Source organism: Rhizorhabdus histidinilytica (genome assembly GCF_900167915.1).
Lineage (GTDB): Bacteria > Pseudomonadota > Alphaproteobacteria > Sphingomonadales > Sphingomonadaceae > Rhizorhabdus > Rhizorhabdus histidinilytica.
The window spans coordinates 750,410-768,618 of sequence record NZ_FUYM01000001.1; the positions used below are offsets into that span (position 1 = coordinate 750,410).

The window sequence follows — 18,209 nt, forward strand, 5'->3', positions numbered from 1 at the left end:
CACTGGAATGGCGCCCTTTTCTTTTTTTCATCTATACATTAGCCACCGGCGACCGGACATGTTCGCGCCGGACGCCCAGCCCGAGGATCCGGGCCGGTATCCTCTGGAGCCGCGGACAGCGCCCGAGCATCCGCAGCGCGAACGGCGCCTCCATCTGCGCGGTCGCGTCGAGCGTCGGACCGAGCACGCCGGCATGGACCGCGCGCTGCAACGCCTGGATCACCCGGACCGGCAGCATCCGCCGCGCCTGGACCTTGCCGAGCAGGCCGTCGACCGGCGCGCCTTGTGCCATCGGCCCGGCGAGGATGTTCGCGGCCGCCACCGCGTCCTGGATCGCCAGGTTGATCCCCACCCCACCGACCGGCGACATGGCATGGGCGGCGTCGCCGATCGCCAGCAGGCCCGGCCGGTGCCAGCGGATCAGCCGGTCGAGCGACACCGACAGCAGCTTGACGTCGTCCCAGGAGGCGATCGCATCAAGGTTTCCCGCGATCCCCGGCTCCGCGAGCGCGACCCGCGTCCGGAAGGCGTCGAGCCCCTCGGCGCGGATGCGGTCGGCGCCGCCCTTGGCGAAGACGAAGGCGCATTGCCAATAGTCGCCCCGGTCGATCATCGCGATCACCGTGCCCGGCGCGAAGCGGCCCATCGTCTCGTTGTGCGGCGTGCGCGGCTTGGGCACCCGGAACCAGAAGACGTCGATCGGCGCGCCGAGGTCCTTGCGGGGAAGCCCCGCCGCCTCGCGCAGGATCGAGCCGCGCCCGTCGGCGGCGATCACCAGGTTGGCGGAGATCGTCTCGCCGCCGGCGAGGCGCACGCCGTCCACGCGCCCGCCCGTCTCGGTCAGCCCGACGACCTCGCTCTCCATGCGCAGCGCGAAGGCCGGCCAGCGGCTCGCCGCGTCGCGCACGAAGTCGAGGAAATGCCATTGCGGCATCATCATCATGAATTTGTGGCGGACCGGCAGATGGGTGAGATCGGCCACCCGATAGCGCTTTCCGCCGACCAATGCCGAGACGTCGGTGACCACATCATGCTCGCGCGTCAGCAGCGCCTCGGCGAGGCCGAGCTCGTCGAACAATTCGATCGTCGAAGGATGGACGGTATCGCCGCGGAAATCGCGTAGGAAATCGGCGTGCTTCTCGACGACCAGCGTCTCGACGCCGGCCCGCGCGAACAACAGGCCGGCCATCATCCCGGCGGGCCCACCGCCCGCGACGACCAGCCTGCTTCCCATCGGCGCCCTCCTCTTCCGCTCAGCGCGGCTTGAAGGCGTAGTCTACCATGGATCGGGCGATTTCGCGCTCGCCGGTGATTGCCACGTCGGCGCCCATCTTCGAGAAATGCTCGACCTCGGCCTCGTCCTGCGCGCGGGCGATGATCCGGATCTCCGGATTGGCCTTGCGCGCGCGTTCGACGATCTGGCCGACCTCGAAGCCCTCGGCGATGGCGATGCAGAGCAGCCGCGCCTTTTCGAGCCGGGCCTGGTCGAGCGGGTCCGCCTCGCAGGCATTGCCGATCAGCACGGTCGCGTTGGGATGCTCGGGCAAGCCGGTCGCGTCGGGCTGCGCCTCGATGATCGTCACTCGTTCGCCCGCCTCCAGCAGCTTGCTGCCGACCAGCGACCCGACCCGGCCATAGCCGATCAGCACGACGTGCCCGCGCGGCGACGGCGGAGGCGTCTCGGTCTCCTCCGCTGCTTTTTCGGGCAGCCATTTGCGGCCATAGCGCCCGACGATCGCGAAGATCAGCGGATTGAGCAGGATCGAGATGATCGCCCCGGCCAGGATCAGGTCGCGCGCCACGGCGGGGATCAGCTTCAGCTCATGCCCCATCGTCGCGAGGATGAACGAGAATTCGCCGATCTGCGCCAGGCTGGCCGCGATGGTGAGCGCAGTTGCAGCGGAGTGGCGGAACGCCATGACGATCGCCAGCGCCGCGACCGACTTGCCGACGATGATGATCGCGACCGTGCCGAGCAGCGGCAGCGGCTCGTCGGTCACGACATGCGGATTGAACAACATGCCGACCGAGACGAAGAACAGCACCGCGAAGGCGTCGCGCAGCGGCAGCGTCTCGTTGGCGGCGCGCTGGCTGAGCGGCGATTCGGCGAGGATCATGCCCGCGAAGAAGGCGCCTAGCGCGAAGGACACGCCGAACAGCATCGCCGCGCCGAACGCGACGCCGAGCGCGATCGCGAGCACCGCGAGCCGGAACAGCTCGCGCGAACCGGTATGGGCGACATAGTGCAGCGCCCAGGGGATCACCCGCCGGCCGACGATCATCATGAAGGCGATGAAGGCGATGACCTTGCCGACCGTCAGCGCGAGGACGGCCCCGATCGCGCTGCTGCTGCCGCCTCCGCCCTGCGCCAGTGCGGGCAACAGCACGAGCGCGAGCACCATCGCCAGATCCTCGACGATCAGCCAGCCCACCGCGATCTTGCCGCGCTCGGTGTCGAGGATCTTGCGCTCCTGCAACGCGCGCAACAGCACCACCGTGCTCGCGACCGACAGCGCCAGGCCGAAGACGATGCCGCCCGCCAGGCTCCACCCCAGCAGCGCCGCGAGGCCCATGCCCATCAAGGTCGCCACCGCGATCTGCGTGACGGCTCCGGGGATCGCGATCTTGCGCACGGCCATCAGGTCGCGCACCGAGAAATGCAGGCCGACGCCGAACATCAGCAGGATGACGCCGAGTTCGGCGAGTTCGTTGGCGAGATGCTGATCCGCGACATAGCCCGGGGTGAAGGGGCCCGCCGCGACGCCGGCCATCAGATAGCCGACCAGGGGTGGGATGCGGAGCCGCTGGGCGACTGCGCCGAAGATGAAAGCGAGCGTGAGCCCGCCGACGATGGTTGCGATGAGCGGTGTCGCGTGGGGCACGCGGCGGGATCTCCCTTCCTATGAGATGGTCGTGATCGTCGTTTAATGATGGAGTCGGGGCCTTGAGGAAAGGAAATTTCTCCGCAGGGTGTTCAGGTCGGCCATCATCCGCAATGATCGACGTATGGCGCTACCCATTCATTCCGCGGCTTTCAGCGATTCGCTCGTCGTCCTGGGCACTGCGGGCCTCGTCATCCCCGCGTTCGCCCGCTTCCGCATCACACCCGTCATCGGCTTCATCCTGGTCGGCATGCTGGTGGGCCCTAATGGCCTGGGCCGGCTGATCGAGGAGGTCCCCTGGCTCTATCATGTGACGATCGGCAATCCGCGCTCGATCGAGCCCTTCGCCGAGTTCGGCATCGTCCTGCTGCTGTTCTCGATCGGCCTTGAGCTGAGCTTCAAGCGATTATGGGGTCTGCGGCGAACGGTGTTCGGACTGGGCTCCTCGAAGCTGCTGCTGTCCGCACTGCTGATCGGTGGCGGTCTCTGGCTGTTCGGCCAGACGCCCAATGGTTCGCTCGGCCTCGGCCTCGCCCTCGCCCTCTCGTCCACCGCGCTGGTGCTGCCGATGGTCGGGACGAGCGGCGCGGTCGGCCAACGCGCCTTCGGCATCCTCCTGTTCGAGGATCTCGCGCTGGTCCCGATCGTGTTCATCCTCGGCGCGATGGCGCCCTATGGCGAGACCGAGGGATGGGACGGACTGCTGTTCACGGTCGCCTCCGGGATCGGCGTGATCGCGGTGATGATGATCGGCGGGCGGCTGATCCTGCCTCGCCTGTTCGCACAAGCCGCACGCGCCAAGAATCCCGAGCTGTTCCTGTCGGCAAGCCTGCTTGTCGTCATCCTCGCCAGCATCGCAACCACTGCGGTCGGCCTGTCGCCGATCGTCGGCGCGCTGGTCGCCGGCCTGCTGATCGCCGAGACCGACTATCATGCCGAGGTCGACCTGGTCACCGCGCCGTTCAAGGGGCTGGCACTCGGGATCTTCCTGATCACGGTGGGCATGTCGGTCGATCCGCTGATGATCCTCGAAAACTGGGACAGCGTCGCGCTCGCGGTCGCGGCGATCGTCGCGACCAAGGCGCTGGTCACCGCCTTCCTGCTGCGCTTCTGGGGCGCTAAGCGGGCGGTCGCGGCCGAGACCGGCCTGTTGATGTCCTCCCCCTCGGAAACCACGCTGATCGTCCTCGCGACCGCGGCCCAGGCGCGGCTGATCGATCCCGGCACCGCCGGCTTCTGGCAGGTTGTGACCGCGATCGGCCTGACGATCACGCCGATCCTCGCCAAGGTCGGACACGATATCGCCCGGCGGGTCGACGAACGCGAGACCGCCGCCGATCCGGACCTGTCGGACACGATCGAGGCGCGCGCGATCATCGCCGGCTTCGGCCGTGTCGGGCGGCTCGTCGCGCAGATGCTCGACGCGCACAACAAGCCCTATATCGCCGTCGACGCCGACATCGACACGGTGATCGCCGCCCGTCGGCGCGGCTACAAGGCGATGTACGGAGACGTCGCCAAGCCGGGCATGCTCGACCATCTCGACCTGTCCCGATCGACCGCGCTCATCCTGACGATGGACGATCCGGTGCAGGTCGTCCGCATCACCCGGCTCGCCCGGCAGAACTATCCCGAGCTGACGATCGTCGCCCGCGCCCGCGATCCGAACCATGCGGCGGAACTCTATCGCGCCGGCGCCACCGACGCGGTGCCCGAAACGCTCGAATCCTCGTTGCAACTCTCGGAGGCGGTGCTGGTCGACCTCGCCGTGCCGATGGGACCGGTGATCGCATCGATCCACGAGAAGCGCGCGGAATTGCGCGCCAAGATCATGGAGCTGGGCCAGATCGACCGCGAACCTGCCTTCGGCCGCCGTCGGCTGCGCGACGCCATCCCGGAGCAGGAGTAGATTCCGGACAGCCTCCCCCATCGCGCTGTTGCAGCGGCGCGGGTGCCGGGATAATCCCTGCAGGGGGTGTTCCTTTCGGGGAGCCAGATGGCCGATTCCGCAGATTATGTGTTCAAGCCGCATGAACGGCCGACACTCCCCGGTTCGCCCGCCAATCCCGACCATCCCTCGCGCCGTCGGATCGGCTATTTCGCGATCGGTTGCCTGATCGGGGTGACCGGCGGGCTCGGCAACGCGCTGGTGACGGTGAACCTGAACTTCGCGCAGGGGACCCTCGGCCTCAACAGCGACGAGGCGACCTGGCTGACCGCCGCCTATTTCATGACCAACGTCACCGCGAACCTGCTGCTGGTGAAGTTCCGCCAGCAATTCGGGCTGCAGATGTTCATCCGCTACATGCTCGCCGCCTATGCGGTGAGCACGATCGCGCATCTGCTGGTGCACGACTTCTGGACCTCGGTCGCCGTCCGCGCGGCGAGCGGGATCGCGGGAAGCGGCCTCAGCACCCTGACCGTGCTCTACCTGTCGCAGGGCATGTCGGCGCCGAAGCGGCTCGCCGGGATCATGATCGGCATCAGCATCCCGCAGCTCGCCACCCCGCTGGCGCGCGTGCTCTCTCCGGGCCTGCTGATCTGGGGCGACTGGCACATGCTCTACTGGTTCGAGCTGGGAATGACGCTGGCCACGCTCGCCGCCGTCATGGCGCTGCCGCTGCCGCCGAGCGAACGGGTCCATGCCTTCGAGAAGCTTGATTTCCTGACCTTCGCCCTGCTCGCGCCCGGACTGTGGCTGCTCGTCGCCGTGCTGAGCGAGGGCCGCATCCAATGGTGGGCGGAGCGCGCCTGGATCGGCTGGTCGCTGGCCGGCAGCATCGCGCTGATCGCCGCCGCGCTGGTCGTCGAGCATCATCGCGTCAATCCGCTGATCAACACCCGCTGGCTCGGCACGCGGGAGATGGTGAGGCTGATCGCGGTGGCCTCTTCGATCCGCATCCTGCTGTACGAACAGGCGTTCGGATCGGTCGGGTTGCTCACCACGCTGGGCATGCTCAACGACCAGATGGTGACGCTCAACCTCGTCATCATCGTCGCCTCGATCGCCGGCATGGCCACGGCGGTGCTGACCTTCAAGCCCGCCAATGTCGCGCGACCGCTGACGATCGCGGTGATCCTGATCGCGATCGGATCGTTCCTGGACGCCGACACGACCAACCTCACCCGCCCGTCGAGCTTCTACCTGAGCCAGGCGATCATCGGCTTCGCCTCGCTCCTGTTCATGGCGCAGGCGATCGTCATCGGCATCGCCCGCACCCTGCTGGCGGGGACCAAGCACTTCATCAGCTTCATCGTGCTGTTCAGCCTCAGCCAGAGCATCGGCGGGCTCGTCGGATCGGCGCTGCTCGGTACCTTCCAGGTGATCCGCGAGAAATATCATTCGCACGAGCTGGTCCAGTCGATCGTGATGAGCGACCCGCAGGTCGCGGCGCGGATCGGCGCCGGGGCCCGTTCGGTCGGCGGGGTGATCGGGGATCCGGTCCTCCAGGGTGCCCAGGGTGCGGCGCTGCTCGCCCGCTCGGTCGCGCGGGAAGCGAACATCCTCGCCTATAACGACGTCTTCCTGCTGATCGGCATCCTCGCCGTCGCGACCGTGATCTGGAGCTACGGCATCCGTCTGTCGATGCGCCGGCGCGGGGAAGTCTCGCCTGTCCTCGAACTGCAACGGCGCATGGCGCAGGGGAAATGAGATGAGCGACCGCGATCCCGCTACCGAAACCGCCCCCGGCGCCGCCGCCGCGCAGCCGAAGCGTCACGATCGCGATCGTCGCGATCGCCGTGGTTGCGATCCTCGCCGTCCTCTATGCGTGGCAGCTGCCGCCCTTCGCCGGCTTCTCCGAGCGGACCGACAACGCCTATGTGCGCGGCCGGGTGACGATCATCAGCCCGCAGGTCAGTGGCTATGTCATCAGCGTACCCGTCCAGGACTTCGCCGAGGTGAAAGCGGGGCAGATCCTCGCGACGATCGACGACCGCATCTACCGCGCGCGGGTGGCGCAGGCGGAAGCCAACCTCGCCGCGCAACAGGCCTCGCTCGCCAACTCGACCCAGGCGCAGCGCTCGCGCGAGGTGGCGACCGCGAGCCAGGACGCCGCGATCGCCAACGCCCGCGCCCAGCTCGTCCGGGCGGAGGCCGACATGCGCCGCGCCGACGCGCTGATCGCCGACGGATCGATATCGGCCCGCGAGCGCGACCAGACCCGCGCGGCGCTTCTCGCCGCGCAGGCCGGGGTCCGCCAGGCCGAGGCCGCCCGCGCGATCGGCACCCAGGACGTCCGCACCGTGCTGGTCGGGCGTGGTGGGCTGACCGCTGCGGTCGAAGGAGCCCGCGCCCAGCTCCGCCTCGCCCGGATCGATCTCGACAACACCGTGATCCGCGCGCCGGTCGCCGGGCAGCTCTCGGAAATCGGGGTGCGCAGCGGCGCCTTCGTCACAGCGGGCACCCAACTCATGTTCCTCGTGCCGCACGACGTCTGGGTGGTGGCCAATTTCAAGGAGGCGCAGACCCGGGACATGCGGGTCGGCCAGGGCGCCAGTTTCAAGGTCGATGCGCTGGGCGGCGCGAAGCTGACCGGCCATGTGGAGAATATCGCCCCTGCCGCCGGATCCGAATTCGCCGTGCTCAAGCCCGACAATGCGACCGGCAACTTCGTCAAGGTGGCGCAGCGCATCTCCGTTCGCATTCGTATCGACCCGGGGCAGGAGCTCGCCCGCCGGCTGCGCCCGGGCATGTCGGTCGAGGCGAAGATCCACACGAGCGGGTCGCTCTGATGCGGCGCTCTGGCCTGCTCCTGCCCCTGTTGCTCGGCGGGTGCGCAGCCGGCCAGGTGAAGCCGGTGGCGGTACCCGCGGTCGACGCGCCTGCCGCCTGGCGGACAGCCGCCCCGCTGTCGGCGGTCGAGCGCGATTGGTGGGCCGGCTTCGGCGATCCGGCGCTCACCGCGCTGGTCGATCGCGCGCTCGTCAACAACAGCGACATCGGCATCGCCGCAGGACGGGTGCGCGAGGCGCGCGCCAATCTGGCCGCCGCGCGCGCGACGCTGCTCCCGACGCTCGACGCCAGCCTGACAGGCGCCCGGTCGCGCAGCATCAGCGCCTTCGGCACGTCGGAGGTGCAGAACGCCGCGCAACCCCAGCTCCAGGCTGCCTATGAGATCGACCTGTTCGGCCGCCTCGCCGACCAGCGGTCGGCGGCGCGCAACGCCTATCTGGCGAGCGAGGCTGCCCGCGATGCGGTCCGCCTCGCCATCGCCTCGGCCACCGCGAGCAGCTATGTCGCGCTGCTCGGGCTCGACACCCGGCTCGATATCGCCCGCCGCACGCTGGCGGCACGCGAGACCTCGCTTCGGATCGCCCGCTCGCGCGTTTCGAACGGCTATTCGCCGAAGCTCGAACTGCAGCAGGCGCAGGCCGAATATGACGCGACCGCCGCGATCGTGCCGCAGATCGAACTCGCCGTCGCGCGGACCGAGCACGGCCTGAACCTGCTGACCGGCGACACGCCTCAGGCGGTCGGCCGGGGCGCGACGCTTGCCACGCTCGCACAGCCGCCGCTCGCCGGCGGCCTGCCGTCCGAACTGCTGCGGCGTCGTCCCGACATCGCGCAGGCCGAACGCCAGCTCGCCGCCGCCGACAGCTCGCTCGCGGTCGCGCGCAAGCGCTTCCTGCCCCAGCTCCGGCTGTCGGCTACCGCCGGCGCGGCCTTCTCCAGCCTGCTCGACGACCCGCTCACCCTCTGGCAACTCGGTGGCAGCATCCTCGCGCCGATCTTCCAGGGCGGGCGGCTGACCGCGCAGGCCGAGGCGGCCGCCGGGCAGCGCGACCAGGCCGCCTTTGCCTATCGCAAGGCGGTGCTGACCGGCTTCCGCGAGGTCGAGGACGCGCTGGCGTCGGTGCGGCGGATCGAGGAGCAGACCGCGCTCGCGATCCACCAGCGCGACACGCTCGCCGAGGCGCTCCGGCTGGCGACCAACCGCTATCGCGAGGGCTATTCGCCCTATCTCGAACAGCTCGACGCACAGCGTCAGCTGCTCGCCGCCGAACTCAACCTCGCCCAGCTGCAGAGCGACGGCTTCGCCGCGCGAATCCAGCTCTACCAGGCGCTGGGGGGAGGCTGGAGCGCGGCGGACGGGGAATCCGGCCAGCCCTGATCGGGAATCGGGCTGGGGCACGTTGGCATGTTCCCCCCTGCCCCGACGCCTGCTATCCACCCCGGCATGTCATCCAAGCATCTCTACCTGGTCGACGGCTCCGGCTATATTTTCCGGGCCTATCATCGCCTGCCGCCGCTCACCAACCGCCATGGAATCCCGGCGGGGGCCGTCTACGGCTTCACGACGATGCTGTGGAAGCTGATCAACGAGCTGCACCAGACCGATGGCCCGACTCACCTCGCGGTGATTCTCGATGCCTCGTCGAAAACCTTCCGCAACGAGATGTACGACCAGTACAAGGCGCACCGGCCGCCGCCGCCCGAGGACCTGGTGCCGCAATTCCCGCTGATCCGCGATGCGGTGCGGGCCTTCTCGGTCCCCTGCATCGAGGAGCTGGGGCTGGAAGCCGACGACATCATCGCCTGCTATGCCGAAGCCGCGCTGGCGCAGGACTGGCAGGTCACGATCGTCTCGTCCGACAAGGACTTGATGCAGCTCATCCGGCCGGGCCTCGACCTGCTCGACACGATGAACAACCGCCGCCTCGGCCGCGAGCATGTGCTGGAGAAATTCGGCGTCGAGCCCGAGGCGCTGGGCGATGTGCTGGCGCTGATGGGCGACAGCGTCGACAATGTGCCCGGCGTCCCCGGCATCGGCCCCAAGACCGCGAGCCAGCTGATCCAGCAGTTCGGCAATCTCGACGCGGTGCTGGCTGGGACCGACCAGATCACCAAGCCCAAGCTCAAGCAGTCGCTGATCGACCATGCCGACAATGCCCGGCTGTCGCGTGAGCTCGTCCGCCTGAAATGCGACGCGCCACTGCCCGAGCCGCTCGACGCGCTCGAGCTGAAGGGCCTCCCGCCCGAGCCGCTGCGGGCCTTCCTCGAGGATCAGGGCTTCAAGTCGCTGCTCGCCAAGGTCCAGGGCGACGGCCCCGCCACCCTGCCGAGCGGCGGCCCGACGATGCTGGCGCTTGCCCCGGGTGCCGAGGAGAAACCGGCGCCGGTGATCGCGCAGGTGCCGTTCAACCACAAGGATTACGAGACCGTCGTCGACGAGGCGGCACTCGACCGCTGGATCGCCGAGGGTTTCGCTTGCGGCCGGATCGCGGTCGATACCGAGACCGACAATGTCGATCCGGTCCGTGCCAACCTGGTCGGCGTCAGCCTGTCCACTGCGCCGGGCAAGGCCTGCTACATCCCGCTCGCCCATATCGGCGACGGGCTGTTGTCGGAGACGCCCAAACAGATCGCGATGGACGCGGCGCTGGCGCGGCTCAAGCCGCTGCTCGAAGCCGCGCACGTCCTGAAGATCGGCCAGAACATCAAATATGACATGGTCGTGCTGAGCAAGTACGGCATCGACGTCGCGCCCTATGACGACACGATGCTGCTGTCCTATGACCTCGACGCCGGGCTCGGCGGCCATGGCATGGATGAACTGGCGCAACGCCATCTCGACCATGCCTGCATCGAGTTCAAGACGGTGTGCGGCACGGGCAAGAGCCAGATCAGCTTCGACAAGGTGACGCTCGACCGCGCGACCGAATATGCGGCCGAGGACGCCGACGTCACGCTGCGCCTGTGGCAGCTCCTCAAGGGGCGGCTCGCCCCCGAGGCGGCGACCCGCGTCTACGAGCTGATCGACCGGCCGCTGGTGCCGGTGCTGGCGGGCATGGAGCGCGCCGGCATCAAGGTCGACCGCGAGGAGCTGGCTCGGCTGTCCGCCGAATTCTCGGGCGAGGCAACCCGATTGGAGGCCGCGATCCATGCCGAGGCGGGGACGCCGTTCACGGTCGGCAGCCCTAAGCAACTCGGCGACATCCTGTTCGACAAGATGGGGCTGAAGGGCGGCCGCAAGGGCAAGACCGGAGTCTATTCGACCGACGTCACCGAGTTGGAACGACTCGCCAGCGACGGCGTGGCGATCGCACGGCTGGTGCTCGACTGGCGACAGCTCACCAAGCTGCGCTCGACCTATACCGACGCGCTCCAGCAGCAGATCAACCCGGCGACGGGCCGGGTCCACACCTGTTTCTCGATGGCGGTCGCGCAGACCGGCCGGCTGTCCTCGACCGATCCCAACCTCCAGAACATTCCGATCCGCAGCGACCATGGCCGTCGCATCCGCGACGCCTTCGTCGCCGAACCGGGCAAGGTCATCCTGTCGGCCGACTATTCGCAGATCGAGCTGCGGCTGGCGGCGCACATGGCGGACGTGCCGGCGCTGAAGGACGCCTTCGCACGCGGCGAGGACATCCACGCACTGACCGCGCAGGAGGTGTTCGGCGAGGTCAACCGCGACACCCGCGCGCGCGCCAAGACGATCAACTTCTCGATCCTCTACGGCATCTCCGCCTGGGGCCTCGCCGGGCGCCTGGAGGTGTCGCGCGAGGAAGCGCAGGGCATGATCGACCGCTATTTCTCCCGCTTCCCCGGCATCAACCACTATATCGCCGCGACCCTCGGCCAGGTTCGCGACCAGGGCTATGTGTCGACGCTGTTCGGCCGCAAGACCCATCTGCCGTGGATCAGGAGCGCCAAGCAGGGCGAACGCCAGTCCGCCGAGCGCCAGGCGATCAACGCCCCGATCCAGGGCACCTCCGCCGACATCATCAAGCGCGCGATGGTGCGGATGAACCCCGCGCTCGCCGCGGCGGGATTGGGCGACGTCAGGATGCTGCTCCAGGTCCACGACGAACTGGTGTTCGAACTGGCGCCCGAGCAGGTCGAACCGGCATCGACGGTGATCCGCGCGGTGATGGCGGGCGCGGCCGAGCCGATCGTGCAGCTGTCGGTGCCGCTCGGCGTCGAGATCGGCACGGGGCCGAGCTGGGGCGCCGCGCATTGAGCCTTGCCCCCGAAACCGCCCCGCCGACCGCCGACACGCTGAAGGAGGGGGATGACATCAAGGCGCTCGCCAAGGGCGGCCGCACCAATTTCTTCGGCTTCCTGCTGCGCCTCGCCGCGCGCCTACCCTTCCTGTTCATCGCCGGCCGCTGGTACGGTGCGGAGGCGCTGGGCCGATTCGCCTATGCGGTGATCATCGTCGAGTTCGTCGCGACGCTGGCGACGCTGGGCCTCAAGCGCGGCCTTGCCGAGCAGCTCTCGGCGACCGACCGACCCCATGTCCATGTCGTTTGGGACGCGCTTCTGATGGGCGCGATCGCTTCGACGGTCGCGGCGACGGTGCTCGGCATGGTGCCCCAGCTCATGTTCCCGAACAGCGGGATCAACGGGCTCGAATGGCTGCTGCCGCTGACTATCTTCGCGCTCGCCTGGTCCGACATCGCCCTTGCCGCGCTCGCCTATCGGCTCGACATCGGCGCGACGGTGCGGGCACGATCGATCATCGAGCCCTGGACGATCAGCATCGCCGCCTTCGCGCTTGCCTTCTATTCGCTGCGCGACGGCCTGATCATCGCCTATGTCGTCTCGATGGTCGCAGCGCTGGCCGCATCGATCTGGCCGCTGCTCAAGAGCTTCGGCTGGCCGCACGGCTGGCGCCCGCGCCCGGTGGTGCTGTTCATGCTCGCCCGCCGCAACGTGCCGCTGGCCGCCGCCGACGCGATCGAATGGGGATCGCGCCGCCTCGACATCGCCATCCTCGGCCTGTTCTTCTCGCCGGTGATCGTCGGCATCTACTATGTCGCGCAGCAGGTTGCCTCGCTGCCGCAGAAGCTCAAGACCAGCTTCGATCCGATCCTCGGCCCGGTGATCACCCGCAACCTCGAAGCCGGCAACCGGCTGGCGGTGGCGAAGCAGGTCGCGCAGGTCGGCTTCTGGATCATCGCCGCGCAGACCGCGGTCGGCCTGGCGCTGGGCATTCCCGGTGAAGGCGTGATGGGCCTGGTCGGGCCCAATTTCGTCGCCGGCAACACCGCCCTCGCCTTCCTGCTGATCGCCGAGGTGGTCGCCGCGACCGCGGCGGTGTCCGAAGCAGCGCTGATCTACGTCGCGCGGCACCTGAACCTGTGGATATCAATGGGCATGATCGGCATACAGATCATGCTGAGCTTCGCGATCGTGATGATCATGCGCGACCAGTTCGCCCTGCCCGTGCTGTGGCAGGCGGCGGGCCCCGCGATCGCGCTGGCGATGGCGCTCGGCATCGCCTCGATCATGAAGGCGAAGCTGTTGTCGAGACTGCTCGGCGCGCCGGTCTCGGGCTGGCGCTGGCCGCTTGTCTGGGCGGCGTTGGCGGCGGGCGTCGTCGGCTATCTGGCGACGCGGCTGCCCGAATGGATCGAGCTGCTGTTCGGCATCCCGGCGATCCTGCTGGTGTTCGGGGCGATCATCTGGCGCTTCGGTTTCACCAGCGAGGACCGCACCTTGTTCCGCCTCAAGGAGGCCTGATCCCTCAGCTTCCCGGCGACGGCAGCGGGACGATGACGCCGCGGTCGGGCACGTCCTCGCGCCAGCGGACCGAGCCATAGGGGCGTTCCAGCTTGCGGCGGACGCGGATCGGATCCGCGTCGCGGTGGAAATCGATCGCCTTCTGCCAGGTGTCGAGATCGGCGACGGTCAGGCGGCTGCGCTGGCGTAGATAATCGTGCCAGGTCGGGGTGTGGTAGCGCTCGGTCCACAATTCGGGATCGCCGACGTCGCGCGAGATCGACCAGCCATAGCCCCCGGTGCGGTGACGAATCGCCTCGACCGGCATCATTGCGGTGTAGAAGTCGCGCGCCTGGTCGAGCGGCACGCGATACTCGATGGTGACGACGATCGGGCCGCTGCGCCCGTTGAGGTCGAGATTGGTTTCCGGCTCGCTGAGCGGCGTATCGCGGTCGCGCTGCTCCTCGACCGCCGGCATCCGCCAGACCAGGCTGGCCGCGATCGTCAGGATCAGCGCCGTACCCGAGGCGACGAGCGCGAGGCCGGTACCCTCCGACGCGGCGATCCGGCCCCAGGCCCAACCGCCGATCGTCATCCCGCCGCAGACCGCCGTCACGCAGGCCGCCAGCGCGCGGCCCGTCACCCAGCGCGGCGACGACATCTGGATGTTGATGTTGCACAGCGCCATCGAGATCATCCACCCCGATCCCGCGCCCATCACCAGCAGACCGGTGAGTAGGCCGTGGCGGCTGAGGCCGGTGCCGATCATGCACAACCCCATCAGCGCACTGGCGAGCCCGACCGAGACTTCGTCCGACAGCCGTTCCTTGATCGGGGTCAGGAACAGCGCGCCAAGCACCGCGCCGCCGCCGAAGCAGCCGAGCAGCACGCCATAGAGGGTGGCGTCGCCCTTGAGCAGCTCGCGCGCGACGAGCGGCATCAGCGCCGACGCCGCGACGCCCGCGAAGGCGATCAGCAGGGTCCGCACCAGCACCGCCCGGATCGGCGGCGAATAGACGACATAGCGCGCACCCGAGATCACCGCGCGGCCGAGCGCCTCGGGCGGGAGCCGCGAGGTTTCGGGCAGGCGGCGCCAGAAGACCATGACGACGATCAGCGGGATATAGGCGAGCGCGTTGAAGGCGAAGGCCGCGAGCACGCCGGCCAGCGCGACGAGCAGGCCGCCGATCGCGGGGCCGAAGCTGCGCGCGATATTGTAGCTGATCGAGTTGAGCGCGATCGCCTGCGCCAGCTCGCGCGGCGGCACCTGCTCGCCCACCGAGCTCTGCCAGGCGGGCCCGAACAGCGCCGTGCCGGTGCCGACGACGAAGCAGAAGAACAGGATCCATGCCGGCGTCAGCAGGCCCAGCGCGGTGACGAGGCTGAGGCCGAGCGCGCCGAGCAGAGCGATCGACAGCGCGGTCAGGGCGATCTTGCGCCGGTCGTAGCTGTCGGCGATCGCGCCGGCGAACAGCGACAGCAGCATCAGCGGCGCGAAGGTCGCCGATTGGACCAGCGCGACCATGTCGGCGCGCCCGGTGAGCTGGGTCATCGCCCAGGCCGCGCCGACGCCCTGGATGAGCTGGCCGAAATTGGAGAAGAGGCTGGCCGTCCAGATGCGGCGGAAAAGGCCGTGGCGCAGTGGATCGAAAGGCCCTACCCGCCCTGCCGCTTCCCCGCCGCCATCGGCCATGCCAGCCCGTCCTCCTCTTTCCTGCTGCTCCTTAATGCGGAAGCGCCCTCAGCGATCAATGCCGGAAATGGCGCATGCCCGTGAAGACCATCGCGAGCCCGGCTTCGTCCGCGGCCGCGATCACCTCGGCGTCGCGGATCGACCCGCCCGGCTGGATCACCGCCGTGGCCCCGGCCTCGACCGCCGCCAGCAGGCCGTCGGCGAACGGGAAGAAGGCATCCGAGGCGACCGCCGAGCCGATCGTGCGCGGCGTGGCCCAGCCCGCCTTCTCGGCGGCATCCTTCGCCTTCCAGGCGGCGATGCGCGCCGATTCGAGCCGGTTCATCTGGCCGGCGCCGACGCCGGCCGTCGATCCGCCCTTGGCATAGACGATCGCGTTCGACTTGACGTGCTTGGCGACCGTCCAGGCGAACAGGCAGTCCTTGAGCTCCTGCTCGGTCGGCGCGCGCTTCGTCACCACCTTGAGGTCCTCAAGGCCGATCCGGCCATTGTCGCGCGACTGGAGCAGCACGCCGCCGGCGATGCTCTTCATCGTCAGGCCGGCACGCGCCGGATCGGGCAGATCGCCGGTCAGCAGCAGGCGGAGGTTCTTCTTCTTCGCGAACACCGCCTTGGCCTCGTCATCTGCGTCGGGCGCGGCGACGACTTCGGTGAAGATGCCGCTGATCGCCTCGGCGGTCTTGCCGTCGAGCGGCCGGTTGACCGCGATGATGCCGCCGAAGGCCGAGACGCTGTCGCAGGCGAGCGCCGCCTCATAGGCCTCGATCAGCGTGTCGGCGCTGGCGACGCCGCAGGGATTGGCGTGCTTGACGATGACGACGGTGGGCGGACCGTCGCGGAACTCGCTGACCAGCTCGAGCGCGGCGTCGGCGTCGTTGTAGTTGTTGTAGCTCAGTTCCTTGCCCTGGACCTGGGTCGCCTGGGCGATGCCACGTGCGGTCGGCCCGACCGGCAGGTAGAGCGCCGCCTGCTGGTGCGGGTTCTCGCCATAGCGCAGTTCCTCGGCCTTGCGGACCGGGATCGAGAGCGCCTCCGGGAAGAATTGTCCCTGGTCGGCATGGGCGAACCAGGAGGAGATCATCGCGTCATAGGTCGCGGTCGCGGCAAATGCCTTGGCGGCGAAGCGCTTGCGCAGCGCGAAGTCGGTGGTGCCGCCGCTGGCGATGATCTCGGCATAGTCGGCCGGATCGGTCGCGATCGTCACATAGGCATGGTTCTTGGCCGCCGAGCGGACCATCGACGGACCGCCGATGTCGATATTCTCGATGACCTCGTCGCGACCGGCGCCCTTGGCGACGGTCTGCGCGAACGGATAGAGGTTGACCACCACCAGGTCGATCGCGCCGATGCCATGGTCGGTCATCGCCTTGGCATGCTCGGGATCGTCGCGGACGCTGAGCAGGCCGCCATGAACCATCGGATGCAGCGTCTTGACCCGTCCGTCCATCATCTCCGGGAAGCCGGTGATATCGGAGATGTCCTTCACATCGAGCCCGGCGTCGCGGAGCGCCTTGGCGGTGCCGCCGGTCGAGACCAGCTCGACGCCCCACCCCGCCAGCGCCTGGCCCAGCTCGACCAGCCCGCTCTTGTCGGAGACCGACAGCAGAGCGCGCTTGATGGCGACTTTGTCGGGGGCGGGCGTGGTAGGGGTCTTCATGATGCGATCCTGTCGAGGGGCTGGGGTGACGTGGGAAATGGGGGGCGTGGTTCTCAGCCGAGCGCCTTGATCGCGCTGCGGCCGGCATAGACGGCGACCGGGCCCAGCTCTTCCTCGATGCGGATGAGCTGGTTGTACTTGGCGAGCCGGTCAGAGCGGGCGAGGCTGCCCGTCTTGATCTGGCCGCAGTTGGTGGCGACGGCGAGGTCGGCGATCGTCGAATCCTCGGTCTCGCCCGAGCGATGGGACATGACCGCGGTGTAGCCGGCACGCTGCGCCATGTTGACCGCTTCGAGCGTCTCCGACAGCGTACCGATCTGGTTGACCTTGACGAGCAGCGAGTTGGCGAGGCCGTCCTTGATGCCCTGGGCGAGCCGCTTTGGGTTGGTCACGAACAGGTCGTCGCCGACGAGCTGGACCTTGCCGCCGATCTTGTCGGTCAGGATCTTCCAGCCCTCGAAATCGTCCTCACCCATGCCATCCTCGATCGAGACGATCGGGTAGCGTGCGCAGAGATCGGCCAGATAGTCGGCCATCTCGGCCGGCGAGCGCTTCACGCCTTCGCCGTGAAAGTCATAGACGCCGTCCTTGAAGAACTCGGTCGCGGCGCAGTCGAGCGCGAGGACGACGTCGTCGCCGGGCTTGTAGCCGGCCTTCTCGATCGACTGCATGATGAAGTCGAGCGCGTCGGGGGCCGAGGCGAGGTTCGGGGCGAAGCCACCCTCGTCGCCGACCGCGGTCGCCAGCCCCTTGTCGTGGAGCGCCTTCTTGAGCGTGTGGAAGATCTCCGATCCGGCGCGAACGGCGTCGAACAGCGTCGGCGCGCCGACCGGCATGATCATGAATTCCTGGAAGTCGATCGGGTTGTCGGCATGCGCGCCGCCGTTGATGATGTTCATCATCGGCACCGGCAGGACCTGCGCCGAGACGCCGCCGACATAGCGGTAGAGCGGAAGCGCGCGGGCCTCGGCCGCCGCGCGGGCGACCGAGAGGCTGGCGCCGAGGATGGCGTTGGCGCCGAGCCGGCCCTTGTTCGGGGTGCCGTCGAGCTCGATCAGGCGGGCGTCGATCTCGCTCTGGTCCTCGCCCTCCATGCCGATGATCGCGTCGGCGATCTCGCCGTTGACGGCGTCGACCGCCTCCTGGACGCCCTTGCCGAGCCAGCGGCTCTTGTCGCCGTCGCGCTTCTCGACCGCCTCATAGGCGCCGGTCGACGCGCCCGAGGGAACCGCCGCGCGGCCGAAGCTGCCGTCCTCCAGCGTGATGTCGACCTCGACCGTGGGATTGCCGCGGCTGTCGATGATCTGGCGGGCATGGACGTCGACGATGGCGGTCATGGGCGCGTACCTTTGCTGATGGACCTTGGGATGCGCGCGCTCTATCCGCGAGATCGGCGTTAGGCAAATATTGAAGTCGTTTCGGGTCTGGTAAACGATGGAGTGGATGGCTCCCGCTCACCGGCTGAGGCAGACTGCCTCGGCTGAAGAGCGAGGAGACGGACGATGAGTGAGATTGTCACGATTGGGC

Annotated in this window: 11 protein-coding genes; 6 read left to right on the plus strand and 5 right to left on the minus strand. The window is 68.5% G+C overall.

What is annotated here, in order from left to right:
• Positions 1-31 precede the first annotated feature (31 nt).
• Positions 32-1,234, minus strand: coding sequence for an FAD-dependent oxidoreductase (locus tag B5X82_RS03690; RefSeq protein ID WP_079646660.1), 1,203 nt, complete (start codon positions 1,232-1,234; stop codon positions 32-34).
• Positions 1,235-1,253: 19 nt separating this feature from the next.
• A complete protein-coding gene (ybaL, locus tag B5X82_RS03695; protein WP_079646661.1) occupies positions 1,254-2,882 on the minus strand; it encodes a YbaL family putative K(+) efflux transporter in 1,629 nt (542 codons plus the stop codon).
• 124 nt (positions 2,883-3,006) lie between these two features.
• Here ybaL and B5X82_RS03700 point away from each other — a divergent pair, with 124 nt between their 5' ends.
• The 6 genes from B5X82_RS03700 to B5X82_RS03725 all read left to right on the plus strand — a co-directional run bounded on the left by B5X82_RS03700 (position 3,007) and on the right by B5X82_RS03725 (position 13,353).
• On the plus strand, positions 3,007-4,791 hold the full coding sequence (locus tag B5X82_RS03700; protein WP_079646662.1) for a cation:proton antiporter domain-containing protein: 1,785 nt from the start codon (positions 3,007-3,009) through the stop codon (positions 4,789-4,791).
• 87 nt (positions 4,792-4,878) lie between these two features.
• The gene (locus B5X82_RS03705) at positions 4,879-6,534 is read left to right on the plus strand and encodes an MFS transporter (RefSeq protein WP_235862585.1); all 1,656 of its coding nucleotides are present in this window, start codon (positions 4,879-4,881) and stop codon (positions 6,532-6,534) included.
• Positions 6,535-6,623: 89 nt separating this feature from the next.
• Complete coding sequence (locus B5X82_RS03710) at positions 6,624-7,616, plus strand: HlyD family secretion protein (RefSeq protein WP_377266337.1); 993 nt, start codon at positions 6,624-6,626, stop codon at positions 7,614-7,616.
• Complete coding sequence (locus tag B5X82_RS03715; protein WP_079646664.1) at positions 7,616-8,995, plus strand: efflux transporter outer membrane subunit; 1,380 nt, start codon at positions 7,616-7,618, stop codon at positions 8,993-8,995. The genes B5X82_RS03710 and B5X82_RS03715 overlap by 1 nt, the downstream gene beginning before the upstream one ends.
• A gap of 66 nt (positions 8,996-9,061) precedes the next feature.
• Positions 9,062-11,848 carry a DNA polymerase I gene (gene polA, locus B5X82_RS03720; RefSeq protein WP_079646665.1) on the plus strand — a complete coding sequence of 929 codons (2,787 nt, stop codon included), beginning with the start codon at positions 9,062-9,064 and terminating at the stop codon, positions 11,846-11,848.
• Positions 11,845-13,353, plus strand: a complete 1,509-nt coding sequence (locus tag B5X82_RS03725) for a lipopolysaccharide biosynthesis protein (RefSeq protein ID WP_079646666.1) — start codon at positions 11,845-11,847, stop codon at positions 13,351-13,353. The genes polA and B5X82_RS03725 overlap by 4 nt, the downstream gene beginning before the upstream one ends.
• A gap of 4 nt (positions 13,354-13,357) precedes the next feature.
• On the opposite strand, the gene B5X82_RS03730 is transcribed toward B5X82_RS03725, so the two are convergent.
• From B5X82_RS03730 to eno, 3 genes are read right to left on the minus strand one after another with little or no spacing between them, the layout of a single operon-like run.
• The gene (locus B5X82_RS03730) at positions 13,358-15,025 is read right to left on the minus strand and encodes an MFS transporter (RefSeq protein WP_079646667.1); all 1,668 of its coding nucleotides are present in this window, start codon (positions 15,023-15,025) and stop codon (positions 13,358-13,360) included.
• 55 nt (positions 15,026-15,080) lie between these two features.
• Positions 15,081-16,682, minus strand: a complete 1,602-nt coding sequence (gene purH / locus B5X82_RS03735; RefSeq protein ID WP_079646668.1) for a bifunctional phosphoribosylaminoimidazolecarboxamide formyltransferase/IMP cyclohydrolase — start codon at positions 16,680-16,682, stop codon at positions 15,081-15,083.
• 53 nt (positions 16,683-16,735) lie between these two features.
• Positions 16,736-18,019, minus strand: a complete 1,284-nt coding sequence (eno, locus tag B5X82_RS03740; RefSeq protein WP_079646669.1) for a phosphopyruvate hydratase — start codon at positions 18,017-18,019, stop codon at positions 16,736-16,738.
• Positions 18,020-18,209 lie beyond the last annotated feature (190 nt).